Annotated in this window: 16 protein-coding genes; 15 read left to right on the top strand and 1 reads right to left on the bottom strand. The window is 70.8% G+C overall.

The features are described 5' to 3' along the window. The first annotated feature begins 4 nt into the window (after nucleotides 1-4). From mraY to TSO221_RS08610, 15 genes are all read left to right on the top strand, one after another. A complete protein-coding gene (mraY, locus tag TSO221_RS08680) occupies nucleotides 5-1,090 on the top strand; it encodes a phospho-N-acetylmuramoyl-pentapeptide-transferase (protein WP_109118090.1) in 1,086 nt (361 codons plus the stop codon). Between the two features lie 8 nt (nucleotides 1,091-1,098). Next, nucleotides 1,099-2,484, top strand: coding sequence for a UDP-N-acetylmuramoyl-L-alanine--D-glutamate ligase (gene murD / locus TSO221_RS08675; RefSeq protein WP_109118089.1), 1,386 nt, complete (start codon nucleotides 1,099-1,101; stop codon nucleotides 2,482-2,484). Continuing rightward, nucleotides 2,481-3,602, top strand: a complete 1,122-nt coding sequence (locus TSO221_RS08670) for a putative peptidoglycan glycosyltransferase FtsW (protein WP_109118088.1) — start codon at nucleotides 2,481-2,483, stop codon at nucleotides 3,600-3,602. The genes murD and TSO221_RS08670 overlap by 4 nt, the downstream gene beginning before the upstream one ends. Before the next feature lie 5 nt (nucleotides 3,603-3,607). Continuing rightward, the gene (gene murG, locus TSO221_RS08665) at nucleotides 3,608-4,750 is read left to right on the top strand and encodes an undecaprenyldiphospho-muramoylpentapeptide beta-N-acetylglucosaminyltransferase (protein ID WP_109118087.1); all 1,143 of its coding nucleotides are present in this window, start codon (nucleotides 3,608-3,610) and stop codon (nucleotides 4,748-4,750) included. Continuing rightward, nucleotides 4,747-5,001 carry a hypothetical protein gene (locus TSO221_RS08660; RefSeq protein ID WP_109118086.1) on the top strand — a complete coding sequence of 85 codons (255 nt, stop codon included), beginning with the start codon at nucleotides 4,747-4,749 and terminating at the stop codon, nucleotides 4,999-5,001. Before murG ends, TSO221_RS08660 begins: the two co-directional genes overlap by 4 nt. A 21-nt stretch (nucleotides 5,002-5,022) precedes the next feature. Next, nucleotides 5,023-6,447 (top strand): UDP-N-acetylmuramate--L-alanine ligase, encoded by a 1,425-nt coding sequence (gene murC / locus TSO221_RS08655; RefSeq protein ID WP_109118085.1) that lies wholly within the window; start codon nucleotides 5,023-5,025, stop codon nucleotides 6,445-6,447. Further along, nucleotides 6,444-7,382, top strand: coding sequence for a UDP-N-acetylmuramate dehydrogenase (gene murB, locus TSO221_RS08650; protein ID WP_109118084.1), 939 nt, complete (start codon nucleotides 6,444-6,446; stop codon nucleotides 7,380-7,382). The genes murC and murB overlap by 4 nt, the downstream gene beginning before the upstream one ends. 160 nt (nucleotides 7,383-7,542) lie before the next feature. Beyond that, nucleotides 7,543-8,490 (top strand): D-alanine--D-alanine ligase, encoded by a 948-nt coding sequence (locus tag TSO221_RS08645; RefSeq protein ID WP_109118083.1) that lies wholly within the window; start codon nucleotides 7,543-7,545, stop codon nucleotides 8,488-8,490. Beyond that, complete coding sequence (locus TSO221_RS08640; protein ID WP_109118082.1) at nucleotides 8,475-9,398, top strand: cell division protein FtsQ/DivIB; 924 nt, start codon at nucleotides 8,475-8,477, stop codon at nucleotides 9,396-9,398. Before TSO221_RS08645 ends, TSO221_RS08640 begins: the two co-directional genes overlap by 16 nt. A 28-nt stretch (nucleotides 9,399-9,426) precedes the next feature. Further along, entirely contained in the window at nucleotides 9,427-10,695 is a 1,269-nt protein-coding gene (gene ftsA / locus TSO221_RS08635; protein WP_109118156.1) for a cell division protein FtsA, read from the top strand. A gap of 92 nt (nucleotides 10,696-10,787) precedes the next feature. Beyond that, on the top strand, nucleotides 10,788-12,542 hold the full coding sequence (gene ftsZ, locus TSO221_RS08630) for a cell division protein FtsZ (RefSeq protein ID WP_109118081.1): 1,755 nt from the start codon (nucleotides 10,788-10,790) through the stop codon (nucleotides 12,540-12,542). A 336-nt stretch (nucleotides 12,543-12,878) separates the two neighbouring features. Further along, nucleotides 12,879-13,793, top strand: a complete 915-nt coding sequence (gene lpxC, locus TSO221_RS08625) for a UDP-3-O-acyl-N-acetylglucosamine deacetylase (protein WP_109118080.1) — start codon at nucleotides 12,879-12,881, stop codon at nucleotides 13,791-13,793. Between the two features lie 407 nt (nucleotides 13,794-14,200). Continuing rightward, on the top strand, nucleotides 14,201-15,016 hold the full coding sequence (locus TSO221_RS08620; protein WP_109118079.1) for an outer membrane protein assembly factor BamD: 816 nt from the start codon (nucleotides 14,201-14,203) through the stop codon (nucleotides 15,014-15,016). Further along, complete coding sequence (gene recN / locus TSO221_RS08615; protein ID WP_247877963.1) at nucleotides 14,983-16,692, top strand: DNA repair protein RecN; 1,710 nt, start codon at nucleotides 14,983-14,985, stop codon at nucleotides 16,690-16,692. The genes TSO221_RS08620 and recN overlap by 34 nt, the downstream gene beginning before the upstream one ends. 157 nt (nucleotides 16,693-16,849) lie before the next feature. After that, nucleotides 16,850-17,482: a LysE family translocator gene (locus TSO221_RS08610; RefSeq protein WP_109118077.1), complete on the top strand. Its 633-nt coding sequence runs from the start codon at nucleotides 16,850-16,852 to the stop codon at nucleotides 17,480-17,482. A 292-nt stretch (nucleotides 17,483-17,774) separates the two neighbouring features. On the opposite strand, the gene TSO221_RS08605 is transcribed toward TSO221_RS08610, so the two are convergent. Next, entirely contained in the window at nucleotides 17,775-18,281 is a 507-nt protein-coding gene (locus TSO221_RS08605) for a hypothetical protein (protein WP_109118155.1), read from the bottom strand. Nucleotides 18,282-18,331 lie beyond the last annotated feature (50 nt).

Here is an 18,331-nt window from a genome sequence, read left to right as displayed (position 1 = left end):
CCGGATGCTGTACAACCTCCTCTTCCCGCTGTCGGACGTCTTCACGCCGTTCAACCTGTTCCGCTACCTGACCTTCCGCACCGGCGGCGCGGTGATCACCGCGCTGGTCATCAGCTTCGTCTTCTTTCCGCGCCTGATCGCCTGGCTGAAGCACAAGCAGGGCGAGGGCCAGCCGATCCGCGCCGACGGGCCGGAGACGCACTTCAAGAAGAAGGGCACGCCCACCATGGGCGGCCTGATGATCATGATCGCCACGACGATCAGCACCATCCTGTGGATGGACGTCGCCAACGCCTACACCTGGATCGTGCTGTTCGTGACCGTCGGCTATGGCCTGATCGGCTTCGGCGACGACTACCAGAAGCTGACCAAGCGCAACACCAAGGGCCTGTCCGGCCGCTTCCGCATGGGCTGGGAGATCGCCATCGGCCTGATCGCCACGACGCTGGTCATGCTGCTGGAACCGCCGGCGCTGGCCGGCGGCGTCGCGGTGCCGTTCTTCAAGGACGTGCTGATCCAGCTGAGCTGGTTCTTCATCCCGTTCGGCGCCTTCATCATGGTCGGCGCGTCGAACGCGGTGAACCTGACCGACGGCCTGGATGGGCTGGCCATCGTGCCCTCGATCATCGCGGCGGGCTGCTTCGGCCTGATCGCCTACCTGACCGGCAACGCGATCTTCTCCAACTACCTGCAGATCCACCACGTGCCGGGCGCCGGCGAGCTGGCGGTGTTCTGCGGCGCGCTGATCGGCGCCGGCATCGGCTTCCTGTGGTTCAACGCCCCGCCGGCCATGGTGTTCATGGGCGACACCGGCTCGCTGTCGCTGGGCGGTGCGCTCGGCGCCGTCGCGGTGGTGACCAAGCACGAGATCGTGCTGGCGATCATCGGCGGCCTGTTCGTGCTGGAGACGGTGTCGGTGATCGTCCAGGTCGCCTCCTTCAAGCTGACGGGCAAGCGCGTCTTCCGCATGGCGCCGCTGCACCATCACTTTGAGAAGAAGGGCTGGGCCGAGCCGACGGTTGTCATCCGCTTCTGGATCATCGCCGGCGTGCTGGCGCTGGTCGGCCTCTCCACCCTGAAACTGCGGTGAGGCAGGCCATGATCAACCTCTTCTATATGGACGGTCTGCCGGTGGCGGTCATGGGCCTCGGCAAGTCCGGCATGGCCACCGCCGACGCGCTCGCCAAGGCCGGCGCCGAGGTCTGGGTGTGGGACGACAGCCAGGCCAAGCGCGACGAGGCGGAGGCCGCCGGCTACCGCGTCGTCGACCTCGGCACCGCCGACCTGTCGGAGCTGACCACCGTCGTCTGGTCGCCGGGCATCCCGCACACCTTCCCCAAGCCGCACCCGGTGGCCGAGCGTGCGCGCGCCGCGAATCTGGAAATCGTCTGCGACATCGAGCTGCTGGCCCGCTCCGAGCGCGACGCGGCCTACGTCGGCATCACCGGCACCAACGGCAAGTCCACCACCACGTCGCTGATCGGCCACGTGATGACCGAGGCCCGGCGCCGCGTCGCGGTGGGCGGCAACCTGGGCACGCCGGTGCTGACGCTGGAGCCGCTGGGCGTCGGCGGCACCTACGTGCTGGAGATGTCGAGCTACCAGCTGGAGCTGACGCTCTCCATCACCTTCGACGTGGCGGTGCTGCTCAACGTCACGCCGGACCATCTGGACCGCCACGGCGGCATGGACGGCTACGTCGCCGCGAAAAAGCTGATTTTCCACCGTCAGACCAAACCGCGCACCGCCGTCATCGGTGTCGATGACGCGATCTGCCGGAAAATCTTCGAGGATCTGAAGGCGGTCGGCGACCAGCACGTCTGGCCGATTTCCGCCCAGGGCCGTGTACCGGGCGGCGTCTACGCCGAGGCCGGCTGGCTGATCGACGACACCGGGGGCGAGGCCGAGCGCGTCGCCGAGCTGGCGAGCTTCCCGACGCTGCTGGGCAAGCACAACTGGCAGAACGCCGCCGCCGCCTTCGCCGCCTGCAAGGCCGCGGGCGTGCCGGCGCCGGCCATCGTCGCCGCCATGAAGACCTTCCCCGGCCTGGCGCACCGCCAGCAGCTGATCCGCACCATCGACGGCGTCCGCTTCGTCAACGACAGCAAGGCGACCAACGCCGACGCGGCCGAGAAGGCGCTGGCCACCTTCGATCCGATCTACTGGATCCTCGGCGGACAGGCCAAGAGCACCGGCCTGAGCGGCCTGGACGGCTACATGGGCCGCGTCCGCCACGCCTTCCTGATCGGCGAGGCGAGCGAAACCTTCGCCGCGTGGCTGGCCGAGCGCAACGTCCCGCACACCCGCTGCGGCACGCTGGACGTGGCCGTGCAGAAGGCCGCCGGGCTGGCGCTGGCCGAGAAGCAGGCGAACGCCTGCGTGCTGCTGTCGCCGGCCTGCGCGTCGTGGGACCAGTTCACCAGCTTCGAGGCGCGCGGCGACGCGTTCGCTAAATACGTGAACGACCTGGGAGGTGCGGCATGATCACGTTCGACCGCACCGACCAGTCCGTCTTCGGCCGCTGGTGGTGGACCATCGACCGCGTGCAGCTCGGCGCGCTGGCCGTGCTGATGGCCCTGGGCACGGTGCTGATCACCGCCGCCAGCCCGCCGGTGGCGGAGCGCATCGGCATCCAGGACACCTTCTACTTCGTCGAGCGTCACCTGATGATGCTGGCGCCGGCCGTGGCGATCATGGTCGGCATCTCGCTGCTGTCGCCCAAGGGCGTGAAGCGCGCGGCGCTGTTCATGTACATCGCGGCGCTGGCGCTGGTGTTCGCCACGCTGGTGATCGGCGTCGAGATCAAGGGCGCGCGGCGCTGGATCCACGTGCCCGGCCTGTCGATCCAGCCCTCGGAGTTCGTCAAGCCGGCCTTTGCGGTGGTGGCGGCGTGGCTGTTCTCGCTGTCGCGCACCAACCCGGGCTTCCCCGGCGCGCTGGTGTCGATGGCGCTGTACGGGCTGACCGTCGGCGGGCTGATCCTGCAGCCGGACATGGGCATGACCTTCGTGGTCTCCGCCGTGTGGTTCACCCAGTTCTTCCTGGCCGGCCTGAACATCCTGCTGGTGATGATCCTGGCCGGACTGGGCGTCGCCGGCCTGATCGGCGCGTACTTCACGCTGCCGCACTTCGCCAGCCGCATCGACCGCTTCCTCGATCCGGCGGCCGGCGACAACTACCAGGTCAGCCGCTCCATGGAGGCGTTCGCCAACGGCGGCCTGCTCGGCACCGGGCCGGGCCAGGGGACGGTCAAGTTCTCGCTGCCGGACAGCCACGCCGACTTCATCTTCGCCGTCGCCGGCGAGGAGATGGGGCTGATCTTCTGCCTGTTCCTCGTCTTCCTGTTCGCCTTCATCGTGCTGCGCGGCTTCGCCCGGGTGTTCAACGAGAACAACTACTTCGCGCTGCTCGCCGCGGCCGGCCTGCTGATCCAGTTCGGGCTGCAGGCGGCGATCAACATGGGCTCGTCGCTGCACCTGATGCCGACCAAGGGCATGACGCTGCCCTTCATCAGCTACGGCGGCTCGTCGCTGATGGCGCTCGGCTTCGGCATGGGCATGGTGCTGGCGCTGACCCGCAAGCGCTTCGGACCGGGGGACTGACGGGCATGGCCAAGGCGAACAAGCCGATCATCCTGGCGGCCGGCGGCACCGGCGGCCACATCTTCCCGGCGGAGGCGCTGGCCCGCGAGTTGCTGAAGCGCGGCCACACCGTGACGCTGGTCACCGACGGGCGCGGCCACGCCTTCGGCGACAGCCTGCCCGAGGTGCCGGTGCACCGCATCCGCGCCGGTTCGCCGTCCGGCGGGCTGCTGGGCAAGCTGAAGGGCGGCGTTCAGCTGCTGCTCGGCGTGTTCGACGCGCGCACGCTCCTGAAGCAGCTCGATCCCATCGCGGTCGTCGGCTTCGGCGGCTACCCGTCGGTGCCCACGGTCTACGCCGCCGGCCGCGCCGGCGTGCCGGTGCTGCTGCACGAGCAGAACGCCGTGCTCGGCCGCGCCAACCGCCTGTTGTTCGCGTCCGCCCGCCGCGTCGCCGTCGCCTATCCCGCGGTGTCCGGCATCGCCGACCCATCCAAGCTGGTGCAGACCGGCAACCCGGTGCGTCCCGCCGTCGCCGCCAAGCGTCATGCCTTCTACGACGTGCCCGCGGCCAACGGCCCGGTGCGCCTCCTCGTCATGGGCGGCAGCCAGGGGGCACGCGTCTTCAGCGAGGTCGTCCCGGCGGCGCTCGCCCTGCTGCCGGCCGACCTGCGCGGGCGCATCCATCTGGCGCAGCAGTGCCGGCCGGAGGACCTGGAGGGCGCGCGCGCCGCGCTGGCGCCGCTGTCCCTCGGCTCGGTCGAGCTGGAGAGCTTCTTCCGCGACGTGCCGGAGCGGCTGGCCTCGGCCCACCTCGCCATCACCCGCGCCGGCGCCTCCACCGTCGCCGAGCTGACCTGCATCGGCCGGCCGGCGGTGCTGGTCCCCTACCCCTTCGCCACCGACGACCACCAGACCGCCAACGCCCGGGCCGTCGCCTCGGCCGGCGCCGCCTGGCACGTGCCGCAGCCGCAGTTCACCGCCGAAACGCTGGCCCAGCGCCTGACCGCGCTGCTGTCCAACCCGGCCGAACTGGCGCGCGCTGCGCAGGCCAGCGCCGCCTGGGGCACGGACGAGGCCGCGTCAAAGCTCGCCGACGCCGTGCTGGCCCTGGCCGGCCGCTCGGGCAACAACGGAAACCACGCCAACGCCACGGAGGCAGCGGAATGATCAGCAAAGCGCGCACACCCACGCGACGTAACCCCCGCCCGCTGCAGGAGTGGCCGGCCGAGCTGACCCGCTCCGAACGCAGCTGGGGCCTGCGGCCGGAGTGCCCGCTGCTGCCGCGCGAGGTCGCCGAGCACGGTTTCCTGCGCGACCGCCTGCACGTTGTCACAGGCGCCGTGCCGCTGCCGGCCGCCCTGTCCGACGACGCGGTGGACGCGACGCTGCGGCTGATGCTACGTCGCGGCCACGTTTGACCGAACACGGGTAACCGGACCATGCGCGCTCTCCCCCTCTCCATCGGCACGATCCACTTCGTCGGCATCGGCGGCATCGGCATGAGCGGCATCGCCGAGGTGCTGAAGAACCTGGGCTATGCCGTGCAGGGCTCGGACATCGCGGAGAGCGCCAACGTCAAGCGCCTGCGCGACCTCGGCATCCCCGTCGCCATCGGCCACCGGGGCGAGAACCTCGGCTCCGCCGCCGTGGTCGTCGTCTCCTCGGCCGTCAAGAAGGACAACCCGGAGGTCGTCGCCGCCCGCTCCGGCATGATCCCGGTGGTGCGCCGCGCCGAGATGCTGGGCGAGCTGATGCGCCTGAAGTGGGCGATCGCCATCGGCGGCACGCACGGCAAGACCACGACCACCTCCATGGTCGGCCACATGCTGGAGCACGCCGGGCTGGACCCCACCGTGATCAACGGCGGCATCATCAACGCCTACGGCACCAACACCCGCCTCGGCTCCGGCGACTGGATGGTGGTGGAGGCCGACGAGTCCGACGGCACCTTCACCAAGCTGCCGGCCTGCATCGCGGTCGTCACCAACATGGACCCGGAGCACCTGGACCACTACGGCACCTTCGAGCACGAGCGCGCCGCCTTCGACACCTTCGTCCAGAACATCCCGTTCTACGGCTTCGCGGCGCTGTGCATCGACCACCCCGAGGTGCAGGCGATGATCCCGCGCGTGTCCGACCGCCGCATCATCACCTACGGCTTCTCGCCGCAGGCCGACGTGCGCGCCGACAACGTGCGGCTCGGTGCCGAAGGCGCCGTCTTCGACGTCATCATCACCGACCGCACCACCGGCCAGTCGGCGACGCTGTCCGGCGTGCGGCTGCCGATGTACGGGCCGCACAACGTGCAGAACGCGCTGGCCGCCTTCGCCGTCGGCCACGAGATGGGCATCCCCAACGAGGCGATGCGCGACAGCTTCACCAGCTTCCAGGGGGTCAAGCGCCGCTTCACCCGCACCGGCGTCGCCAACGGCGTCACGGTCATCGATGATTACGGCCACCACCCGGTGGAGATCGCCGCCGTGCTGCGCGCCGCGCGCACCGCCGGCAAGGGCCGCACCATCGCCGTCGTGCAGCCGCACCGCTACTCGCGCCTCGCCAGCCTGTTCGAGGAGTTCTGCACCTGCTTCAACGACGCCGACGCGGTGATCGTCGCCGACGTCTACGCCGCCGGTGAGCAGCCCGTGCCGAACGTCAACCGCGACGCCCTGGTCGAGGGCCTGCGCATGCACGGCCACCGCCACGTCATCCCGCTGCACGGCCCCGAGGAGCTGCCGCAGATGGTGCGCGACATGGCGCGCCCGGGCGACTTCGTGGTCTGCCTGGGGGCCGGCAACATCACGCAGTGGGCGAACGCCCTGCCGGGCGAACTCGACAAGCTCTATGGAACCGGGAGGACTGGATGACGGCCGCGCTCGCCATGACCAATTTCCACCTCATCGACCTGATGCCGAAGTGCCGCGGCCGGCTGTCCGCCGACGCGCCGCTGGCCGGCGTCACGTGGTTCCGCGTCGGCGGCAACGCCGAGGTGATGTTCCGCCCCGCCGACACCGAGGACCTCGCCGAGTTCCTGGCGGCGCTGCCGGACGAGGTGCCGGTGACGGTGGTCGGCGTGGCGTCGAACCTGCTGATCCGCGACGGCGGCGTGCCGGGCGTGGTGATCCGCCTGGGCCGCGGTTTCGCCGGCATCGAGACGGCGGGCACCCGCGTCACCGCCGGCGGCGCCGCGCTCGACCTGCACGTGGCGACGGTGGCGCGCGACGCCGGGATATCCGGGCTGGAGTTCCTGTCGGGCATCCCCGGCACCATCGGCGGCGCGCTCCGCATGAACGGCGGCGCCTACGGCCGCGAGACCCGGGACGTGCTGGCCGCCGCCCAGGCGGTGGACCGCCAGGGCAACCTGCACACGATTTCCAACGAGGCCATGGGCTTCACCTACCGCCACTGCGCGGTGCCCGAGGACTTCATCTTCACCGGCGCGGTGCTGGAGGGCGGCGAGGACGACCCGCTCGCCATCGCGCGGCGCATGGCCGAGATCAACGACAAGCGCGGCGACACCCAGCCGGTCCGCTCGCGCACCGGCGGTTCCACCTTCAAGAACCCGGCCGGCGAGAAGAAGGCGTGGCAGCTGATCGACGAGGCCGGCTGCCGCGGCCTGCGCGTCGGCGACGCCCAGGTGTCGGAGAAGCACTGCAACTTCCTGCTCAACCTCGGGTCGGCCAGCGCCGCCGACCTGGAGAACCTCGGCGAGGAGGTGCGCCGCCGCGTGCGCGAGACCTCCGGCGTCGAGCTGGAGTGGGAGATCAAGCGGATCGGTGTACCGAAAGGCGGTGCGGCGTGATTCGCAAGGACGCTCGAATCCCCTCTCCCGCCCCGGGAGAGGGAGGGGCCCGCTCGAAGAGCGGGAGGGTGAGGGTCAGCGCAAGGATCCTCGCCCTACCCTCACCCGGCCGCTCCGCGGCCACCCTCTCCCGGGACGGGAGAGGGATTGGAGGCGCGCCATGACTGGCCGCAAGAAGCACGTCGCGGTCCTGATGGGCGGCTGGTCGGCCGAGCGCGAGGTGTCGCTCGTCTCCGGCGCCGGCGTCGCCAAGGCGCTGGAGGAGGAAGGCTACTCCGTCACCGCGGTGGACGTGCAGCGCGATCTCATGGGTCTCGTCGCAGCGCTTGGCACTCCGCGGCCGGACGTGGTGTTCAACGCGCTGCACGGGCGCGGCGGCGAGGACGGCACCATCCAGGGCGTGCTGGAGTTCCTCGGGCTGCCCTACACGCACTCGGGCGTGCGCGCCTCGGCCATCGCCATGGACAAGGTGATGACCAAGCGCGTGCTGGACTCGGTCGGCGTGCGCTCGCCCAAGGGCCTCGTGCTGACCAAGGGCGAGCTGACCGGCGGTTCGCACCCGATGCCCGCCCCCTACATCGTCAAGCCGGTGGACGAAGGCTCGACCGTCGGCGTCACGCTGGTGCGCGAGGGGCAGAACAGCCCGGTCGGCGACGCCTGGACCTTCGGCGAGCGCGCCCTGGTCGAGGAGTTCATCCCCGGCCGCGAGCTGACCGTCGCGGTGATGGGCGCAGGCGGTAAAGACACCAGGGCGCTGACCGTCACCGAGATCGTCTTCGAGGCGCAGCTCTACGACTACACCGCCAAGTACAGCGCCGGCCACGCCGTGCACACGCTGCCCGCCGCCATTCCGGACGCCGTCGCCGAGGAGGCCAGGCGCGTCGCCGTCCTGGCGCACGAGACGCTGGGCTGCCGCGGCGTGTCGCGCAGCGACTTCCGCTGGGACGATTCGAAGCCCGGCACCGAGGGCCTGTACTTCCTGGAGATCAACAACCAGCCCGGCATGACGCCGCTGTCGCTGGTCCCCGAACAGGCGGCGCACGTGGGCATCTCCTACGGCGCGCTGGTGAGCTGGCTGGTGGAGAACGCGGCATGTCAGCACGGCTGAGCGCCCCGCCCCGCACCCCCAGAAGCGAGACGCCGGCGCCGCCGCGCGCCATGGCGCACGCCGCCCAGCGCGGCAACCGCCGCCGCGCCTTCCCGCGCTGGGCCAAGCCGGCGCTGAAGGTGGCGCTGCTGCTGGTGCCGGTGGTGGCGCTGGCCGGGTTCGCGGCGTGGCACCTGCGCGCCGGCACGCTGGGCCTGGCCATCGCCGAGGCGCGCAGCGCCTTCATCACCGCCAGCGCCGGTGCCGGGCTGTCGGTCAACGACGTGGCGGTGCACGGCCGCACCGCGACCGAGCCGGAGATCATCCTGCGGACGCTGGGCGTCGAGCGCGGCGCGCCGATCCTCGACCTCGACCTCGCCGAGGCCAAGGCCCGGCTGGAGCAACTGCCCTGGGTGGCGTCGGCGGCCATCGAGCGGCACCTGCCCGACACGCTGTACGTCCGCCTGTCCGAGCGCGAACCGATGGCGATCTGGCAGAACGACCGCCGGTTCACCGTCATCGACCGCGAGGGCCGCCCGCTGGCCGACGCCGCCGAGCTGGCGCGCCGCGGCAACCGCGACGTCGAGCGGCTGCCGCAGGTCGTCGGCGCCAACGCGCCGGGCCAGGTGCAGAAGCTGCTGGCGGCGCTGGAGCGCGTGCCCGCCGTCGCCAAGCGGCTGAAGGCCGCGACCTGGGTGGGCGACCGGCGCTGGAACCTCACGCTCGACAACGGCGTCGTCGTCAAGCTGCCCGAGGGCGGCGTGCTGACGGCGTTGCGCCAGCTCGCCGACATGGACGCCACCGGCAAGGTGCTCGACCGCGACATCGTTGCGGTTGACCTGCGCCAAGCCGACCGCATGGTGCTGCAGACGACCGTCATCCTGCCGGGCATGGAAGACGAGAAGAAGAAGCCGGGGAAGAAGACCTGATGACCGAAGAGGCCAAGGGGTGCTGAAGATGGGCTTCAATGGCGGGAAGAAGCCGAAGCGGCCGACGCGCGGTGGCGTCGTCGCCGCGCTCGACGTCGGCTCGACCAAGGTGTGCTGCTTCATCGCGCGGCACGAGGAGCAGGGCTCGGTCAAGGTCGTCGGCGTCGGCCACCAGCTTGCCGCCGGCGTGCGCGCCGGCGCCATCATCGACATGGAAGCGGCCGAGACCTCCATCGGCGCCGCCGTCCACGCCGCCGAGCAAATGGCCGGCGAGACGATCCGCGACGTGGTGGTCAACGTCTCGGGCGGCTACCCGGTCTCGCACACCTTCAACGCCGAGGTCTCGGTGCCCGGCCAGGAGGTGACCGACAGCGACGTCCGCCGCGCCATGGCGCACGCCCGCGGCCTGCAGGTCGGCGCGGAGTCCACGCTGATCCACGCGCTGCCGGTGGGCTTCTCGCTGGACGGCAACCGCGGCATCCGCGATCCCCGGGGGATGTACGGCGACCGTCTGGCCGTGCACGTCCACGTCATCACCGCCGCCGCCGGCGCGGTGCGCAACCTGCAGACCTGCGTCAACCGCTGCCACCTGGACATCGAGAGCATGGTGGTCAGCCCCTACGCCTCGGCGCTGGCCACGCTGGTCGAGGACGAGATGGAGCTGGGCGTCGCCTGCATCGACATGGGCGGCGGCACCACGACGATCTCGGTCTTCTTCGAGGGCCGGATGGTGTGGACCGACTGCATCCCGGTCGGCGGCAGCCACGTCACCAACGACATCGCCCGCGGCCTGACCACGCCGGTCGTCCACGCCGAGCGCATGAAGACGCTGTACGGCAGCGCCATGGCCAGCGCCGCCGACGAGCGCGAGATGATCGACGTCCCCCAGGTCGGCGAGGAGGAGCGCGCGTCGGGCAACCACGTGCCCAAATCGCTGCTGGTCCGCATCATCCAGCCGCGCCTGGAAGAGATCTTCGAGCTGGTCCGCTCCCGCCTGGAGCAGTCGGGCTTCGCCAAGCTGGCCGGGCGCCGCGTGGTGCTCACCGGCGGCGCCAGCCAGCTGCCGGGCACCCGCGAGCTGGCCCAGCTCATCCTCGACAAGCAGGTCCGGCTCGGCCGGCCGACGCGCATCGGCGGTTTGGCCGACGCCAACGGCGGCCCGGCCTTCTCGACCGCCGCCGGCCTGCTGATCCATGCCGTCCGCCACCCCACCGAACTGCCGGTCTCCGTCCACGAGGCGGTGTCCGGCGGCGGCATCTGGGGCCGGGTCGGGATGTGGCTGCGGGAGAACCTGTAGCCGAAAGACGTGCCTAAGAAACCGCCGGAACCAACCGGCACTTGCGAGCAACACACGAGAACGAAACCAAGGAAGGCTGAGGAGAGGCTTACATGATCAACGTCAGCATCCCCCCCATCGAGACCGAGCTGAAGCCGCGCATCACCGTGTTCGGCGTCGGCGGCGCCGGCGGCAACGCCGTCAACAACATGATCAAGTCGAACCTGGAAGGCGTCGACTTCGTGGTCGGCAACACCGACGCGCAGGCGCTGAAGGGCTCGCTGTGCGAGAAGCGCCTCCAGCTGGGCACCGCCACGACGCGGGGCCTGGGCGCCGGCTCGAAGCCGGACGTCGGCCGCGCCGCCGCCGAGGAGCAGGTCAACGACATCGTGTCGTACCTCGACGGCTCCAACATGGTGTTCATCACCGCCGGCATGGGCGGCGGCACCGGCACCGGCGCCGCCCCGGTCATCGCGCGCGCGGCCCGCGAGCGCGGCATCCTGACCATCGGCGTGGTGACCAAGCCGTTCCACTTCGAGGGCGCGCACCGCATGCGCCTGGCGGAGAGCGGCATCGCCGAGCTGCAGCAGTACGTCGACACACTGATCATCATCCCGAACCAGAACCTCTTCCGCATCGCCAACGAGAAGACCACGTTCGCCGACGCCTTCAAGATGGCCGACGACGTGCTGCACTCCGGCGTGCGCGGCGTGACCGACCTGATGGTCATGCCCGGCCTGATCAACCTGGACTTCGCCGACATCCGCTCGGTGATGACCGAGATGGGCAAGGCGATGATGGGCACCGGCGAGGCCACCGGCGACCGCCGCGCCATCGAGGCCGCCGAGGCCGCCATCTCCAACCCGCTGCTCGACGACGTGTCGATGAAGGGGGCGCGCGGCGTCCTCATCAACATCACCGGCGGTTACGACATGACCCTGTTTGAGGTCGACGAGGCGGCCAACCGCATCCGCGACGAGGTCGACCCGGACGCCAACATCATCTTCGGCTCGACCTTCGACAGCTCGATGGAAGGCCTGATGCGCGTGTCGGTGGTCGCCACCGGCATCGACGCGGCTGCCATGGCCCACCCGCGCACCGCGGCGCACCCGGTGAACCTGTCGGTGGTCTCCGACCGCACCCGCAAGCCGGGCGCCCCGGGCCTCGGCGCCACCGCCCCGGCCGCCGCGGCCCCGGTCAGCGGCATCGCCGGCCTCGCCAGCGCCGCCCCGATGCCGGCCGTCCCGACCGCCGCCACCGCCTCGGCCCTGAAGGCGCAGCCGATCGCCACCGCGGCGACCGCCTTCGCCATGGAAGCCCCGGTCGCCCAGCCGGCCGCCCCGGTCCAGCAGGAGGTTGCCCCGGCCCCGGTCGCTTACGAGGCGCCGGCCGCCCAGCCGGTGCAGTACGAAGCCGCTCCGGCCCCGGTCGCGCACGCCCCGGTCCAGGCCACCGCGCCGGCCGGCTCGCTGCACGCCGAGCGCCGCGAAGGCGCCTTCATCCCGCCGAAGGCCGTCGATCCCGGCCCGCGTCCGCTGACCGCCCCGACCGCCGCCCCGGTGGCGCCGGTGGCCGACACCCCGGACGCCCAGGCGAAGAAGCGCATGTCGCTGTTCGGCCTCGTCACCGGCCTGGGCCGCAGCGCCCGGCGCGACGAGCCGGCCCCGCAGCCCGTGCCGCAACAGCAGCCGGCCCCGATGATGGCGCCGCCGCAGCCCATGCAGCAGCCGGTGCACCACCACCAGCCGGTGCAGCAGGCGCCGCAGCAGCCGAGCCTCGGCATCCAGGCCGCTCCGCAGCCGAAGCTGCACGCGGCCGAGGAAGACGTGCTGGACATCCCGGCCTTCCTGCGCCGCCAGGCCAACTGAGCACGCGGGCACCCCGCCGGCGGCGGCCTCTCCCCAAGGCCGGCGGGCAGCATCCGAGACCTTCCTTGACTTGCCTCCGGGGCGTATCCGCCCCGGAGGTCTCCTTGGCGTGTCCGGGGTACGCCCTGTCCGACCCGCCTATGCGATTGCAACAAACCGTAATAAAGAGTGATTTGTCCTGTCCGAGTCCCGGTGATAGGTAGCAAGCGTGGTGTTTTGCCAAGTCGATCAATCGTCCGCTGCGAACCGATGGCTGATCAGGATTGTTGGTGAACCCCGCAGACGAGATCAAATCAGGACGTTGCCGTGACTCATATCGGTGGTAATACGGACGGGATGTTTCAGCACACGCTGAAGTCTGTCATTCGCCTCACCGGCATCGGACTGCACTCCGGCGCGAAGGCGGTTCTGACCATCTCCCCCGCGGCGCCGGACGCCGGCATCACCTTCATCCGCACCGACAAGCGCGGCTTCGCCGCCCGCATTCCCGCGACCTACGCCAACGTCGTGGACACCCGCCTGTGCACCGTGCTCGGCAACGCCGAAGGCACGACGGTCGGCACGGTGGAGCATGTCCTGGCGGCGTTGTCCGGCTGCGGCATCGACAACGCGGTCCTCGCCATCGACGGCCCGGAAGTGCCGATCATGGACGGCAGCTCCGCTTCCTTCGTCGCCGCCATCGAGCGCACCGGCCGGGTCGAGCAGGATGCGCCGCGCCGCGTGATCCGCGTGCTGAAGCCGGTCACCGTCGGCAACGGCCTGGTGACCGCGAGCCTGATGCCGTCGGAGCGCCCGGAGTTCAGCTTCGAGATCGACTACGGCAGCACGGTGATCGGCCAGCAGGCCCTCCACTTCGAGCTGTCGGCCGGCGCCTTCGGCGACGAGATCGGCGACGCCCGCACCTTCTGCTTCCTGCGCGACGTGGAGGCCATGCGCAACGCCGGCCTCGCCCGCGGCGGTTCGCTCGACAACGCGGTGGTGGTCGATGAGGAGCAGGACCGCGTGCTCAACACCGAGGGGCTGCGCAGCCCAGACGAGTTCGTCCGCCACAAGGTTCTCGACGCGGTCGGCGACCTGTACTTGGCCGGCGGTCCGATCCTCGGCCGCTACCACGGCAGCCGCGCCGGCCACGCGCTGAACAACCAGCTGCTGCGCGCGCTGTTCGCCGACCGTTCGGCGTGGTGCTGGGACACGCCGGCGGCGCTGATGCCCTCGGGCTGGTGCGAGTATCAGCCGCGCGCCGTCGCCTGACGCGCTCACCCGTTTCTCCGGGTCGGCCTGGACCGCCCTCCCCTTCCCGGGGAGGGCGTTTTCTTTTGCGCGCGCCTCCCCTGCCCTATCGGAGTCGACGCGCGCGGCGCGGCGCATCCCCCTCCCCTGCCGCCGCCGCGCGGCGCGGAGTTGCGCAAAGCCCCCTCCCCTGCCGGGGTTGCGGAACGGCGGCATGCGCACCATATGGGGTGCCCCGGACTCAGCGAATGTCACAAAGATATAGTTATTCCAATTATTTATGTGATTTCCCTGAGACATAACTAGAGACTTCGCCGCGCCTTTTCCGCCATCCCCGCGAAAGCCGCCCTGCCCCGCCTGATCCGACTTGCCGCGCCCGCGTCGGGGCGTGCTATATAAGGGCACCATTTCAGGGTCCAAAGACGACGATGTCCCCTCGCCTTCTCCGCGCGCCGTTCGCCGCCCTCCTCCTCGCCTCCGCCCTCGCCGGCTGCTCGACCAAGGACGAACTCGCCTACGTCGAGCGTCCGCCCGAGCAGATCTTCGACGAGGCGGAAGCCAAGATGAAGAGCGAGGACTACAAGACCGCCGCCAAGCTGTTCGACGAGGTCGAGCGCCAGCACCCCTATTCGCAGTGGGCGACCAAGGCGCAGCTTCGCGCCGCCTACGCGCACTATGAGAACCTGAAGTACGACGACGCCATCCTGGCGCTGGACCGCTTCATCCAGCTGCACCCCGGCAGCCCGGAGGTGTCGTACGCCTACTACATGCGCGCGCTGAGCTATTACGAGCAGATCACCGACGTGCGCCGCGACCAGCGGATGACGCGGCTGGCGCTCGACGCGCTGTCGGACGTGGTGCGCCGCTTCCCCGAAACGCCGTACGCCCGCGACGCGAAGATCAAGATCGACCTGACCAACGACCACCTCGCCGGCAAGGAGATGGAGGTCGGGCGCTTCTACATGCGCCAGGCGCAGTACACCGCGGCGATCAACCGCTTCCGTATGGTGGTCGAGCAGTACCAGACCACCTCGCACACCGCGGAGGCGCTGCACCGCCTCGTGGAGTGCTATCTGGCGCTCGGCGTCAACGACGAGGCGACGACGGCCGCCGCCGTCCTCGGCCACAACTTCCCGGGCAGCGAATGGTATCAGGACAGCTACGCCATGCTGGTCGACCACAACCTGAAGCCGGAGCGGAACGCCAAATCGTGGCTCAGCAAAGCCTGGAGCTCCCTGTTCTAGGGCGCTCCACCCTCGCCGCGCTGACGATCCGGGACGTCGTCCTGATCGAACGGCTGGCGCTGTCCTTCCGTGCCGGGCTGTGCGTGCTGACCGGCGAGACGGGTGCCGGCAAGTCGATCCTGCTGGACGCCCTCGGCCTCGCCCTGGGGGCCCGCGGCGATTCCTCGCTGGTCCGCCACGGCGCCGAGCAGGCCTCGGTCACCGCCGAGTTCGAGCTGTCCGGTGATCACCCGGCCTTCGCCATCCTGCGCGAGCAGGGGCTGGACGCGGATGACCGGCTGGTGGTGCGCCGCACGGTCAGCGCCGACGGCCGCTCGCGCGCCTGGGTCAACGACCAGGCGGTCGGCGTCGGCCTGCTGAAGCGCCTGGGCGAGGAACTAGTCGAGGTGCACGGCCAGTTCGAGACGCACGGCCTGCTCAACCCCGCCACCCATCGCAGCGTGCTCGACGCCTACGCCCAGCTGGACGGCAAGGCGGCGCACGTCGCCGCCCTGCACCGCGCGTGGCGGCAGGTCGAGGACGCGCGCGCCAACGCCGCCGCCGAGATCGCCCGCGCCCGCTCGGAAGAGGAATACCTGCGCCACGCCGTGGCCGAGCTGGACAGCCTCACGCCCAAGCCCGGCGAGGAGGAGCAGCTGGCCGAGACCCGCGCCGTGCTGATGCACCGCGAGAAGGTGGTCGAGGCGATGAACTCCGCCTACGCCGAGCTGTCCGGCGACCGCGGCGTCGAGCGCTCGCTCGCCTCGGCGCTGCGCATCCTGACGCGCATCGCCGAGAAGGCCGGCGGCAAGCTGGACCCGGCGATATCCGCGCTCGACCGCGCCGCGGCCGAGGCCGCCGAGGCGGTCGCCGCGCTGCAGGCCGCCTCGGCCGACGTCGACATGGACCCGGCGGCGCTGGAGAAGCTGGAGGAGCGGCTGTTCGCGCTGCGCGCCGCCTCGCGCAAGCACGGCGTGGCGGTGGACGCGCTGGCCGCCCTGCGCGACGAGCTGTCCGGCCGCCTGTCGATGATCGAGGACCAGGGCGACCTGCTCGCCCGCCTCGCCCGCGACGCCGAGACGGCGCGCGAGGCCTACCGCAAGGCCGCCGAAGACCTCAGCAGGGCGCGCCAGAAGGCCGCCGGGCTGCTGGACAAGGCGGTGGCCACCGAGCTGCCGCCGCTGAAGCTGGACAAGGCCAAATTCCGCACGCTGGTCGAGCCGCTGGACGAGGCCGACTGGGGCTCGGCCGGCATGGACCGCGTCGCCTTCCAGGTCGCCACCAACCCGGGATCGCCGCCGGGGGCGCTGAACAAGATCGCGTCGGGCGGCGAACTGGCGCGCTTCATGCTGGCGCTGAAGGTGGTGCTGGCGCAGACCTCGACGGTCGGCACGCTGGTGTTCGACGAGGTGGACACCGGCATCGGCGGCGCCGTCGCCGCGGCGGTCGGCCAGCGGCTGGAACGGCTCGGCCACGGGCTCCAGGTGCTGGTGGTGACGCACAGCCCGCAGGTGGCGGCGCGCGGCTCGACCCATCTGAAGGTGCAGAAGGCGGTCAAGGGCCAGAGCGTGACCACCGGCGTCGCCGCGCTGGACGGCGACGAGCGGCGCGAGGAGATCGCCCGCATGCTCTCCGGCGCCACCGTCACCGCCGAGGCGCGCGCGGCGGCCGACAGCCTGATCGCGGGGCGCGGGTAAGATCCTCGTCATCGCCGTCGGAGTTTTTCACCACGAAGACACGAAGGCACGAAGACGGCACCGTCCGTCGAGAGCCGCCGATGTCTGCCCTGCGCCTGCGGCATTTGCCCGCGGGCGCGCGGCGTGGTTCCCTGGCCGTCCCCTTTCGGAGGCGCGCATGAGCTGGCAGACGCTGGGCCTGTTCCTGGTCACCTTCTTCTTCATCTCGGCGACGCCCGGCCCCAACATGCTGCTGGCCATGAGCCTCGGCCTGCGCTTCGGCGTGCGCCGGGCGGCGTGGGGCGGCCTGGGCATGGTGGCCGGGCTGACCACCCTGGCCGGCCTGTCGGTGCTCGGCCTGGGGGCACTGCTGGCGGCGTCGGAAGCGGCGTTCCTGACACTGAAGTGGGCGGGCGTGGCCTATCTGACGTGGCTCGGCTGGCAGACGTGGCGGGCGCCGGTGGAGCCGGTGCGGGCGGGCGAGGCCCCGGCGGAGGACGACACCGGCACAGCCGGGCGGCTGTTCGTGCGCGGCGTGCTGGTCGCCTTCAGCAACCCCAAGGCGCTGGTCTTCATGGCCGCGCTGTTCCCGCAGTTCATCGAGCCGGCGCAGCCGCTGCTGCCGCAGTTCACCGCGCTGGTCTCGCTGATGGCGGTGATCGAGTTCGGCTGGATCCTCGCCTACGCCGCCGGCGGCCACACCATCGCCGCGCGCCTGTCGAGCACCCGTGCCGTGCGCAGCCTGAACCGGGTGAGCGGCGGCCTGATGATCGGCGCCGGCGGCCTGCTGGCGCTGGCCAAGCGGATCTGAACCGGGCAACGGTTGTCTGCGGGTGGGGGAATTGCTATCTTGAAGGAAGCCGGGGGTGTTCCTGCACCCCCGGCGACCTCTAGCGCCGCTTCAGGGTGATGCGGATCGTGATCCGACAGCCCCGGAAGCGAAGCTCGAGAGAGAAGATGGGTGCTTCCATCTTGTTCTCCCTTGATGGCCGGCCGGGCCAATTCCCGGCCGGCTTTCCATTTCAGCACAGCGGACGGGAATTGCACACCACCGCGTGCATGCGATATGGCGCACACACGCGGCTGGACGCACCAGCGAATCCCTACGCCGCCACCTTCCACGGCCCCCAGCCGCCGAGGCGCAGGCCGACCTGGTACTTGGTGAAGGGGATGGTGATCGCCACGTCGCGCGGGCGGAAGAACAGCAGGCGGATCGGGTCGGCGAACTCCAGCCGGGCGCCCTTGGGCTCCTCGTCGAACTCGTTGCTCATGACCTGCCAGATTTCCAGACCATCGCCATAGTTGCTGATCTTGTACTGGCCGCAGCGCCACTCGTCGCCCTCGCCGACGCTGCCCTGCGTGACCTTGCGGTCGCCCTCCATCTCCACCGGGCCGACGCCGGCCGCCTCGCCGCCCACCGACGGCCCCTGCGTCTCGGCCCGGAAGCCGAGGCTGAGCCAGGAGGTGCGGGTCAGCGGGATCAGGCGGCGCACCAGCCGCGCGTCCTCGGCCGAGAAGCGCTCGGGGTCGTCGTAGAGGATGCGGTCCAGCGCGGCGGCGATCACCAGGCGCTCGTCGATGGTCAGGGGCTTGACGGGGCTGCGGGACATCGCGGATCCGTGCTTCGTCATAGGCGGTCGCTTCAGTCTTGCGCCAACAA

Source organism: Azospirillum sp. TSO22-1 (assembly GCF_003116015.1).
GTDB lineage: Bacteria > Pseudomonadota > Alphaproteobacteria > Azospirillales > Azospirillaceae > Azospirillum.
Note: the sequence above shows the minus strand (reverse complement) of the source record. Positions and strands in the feature narration are given on the sequence as shown.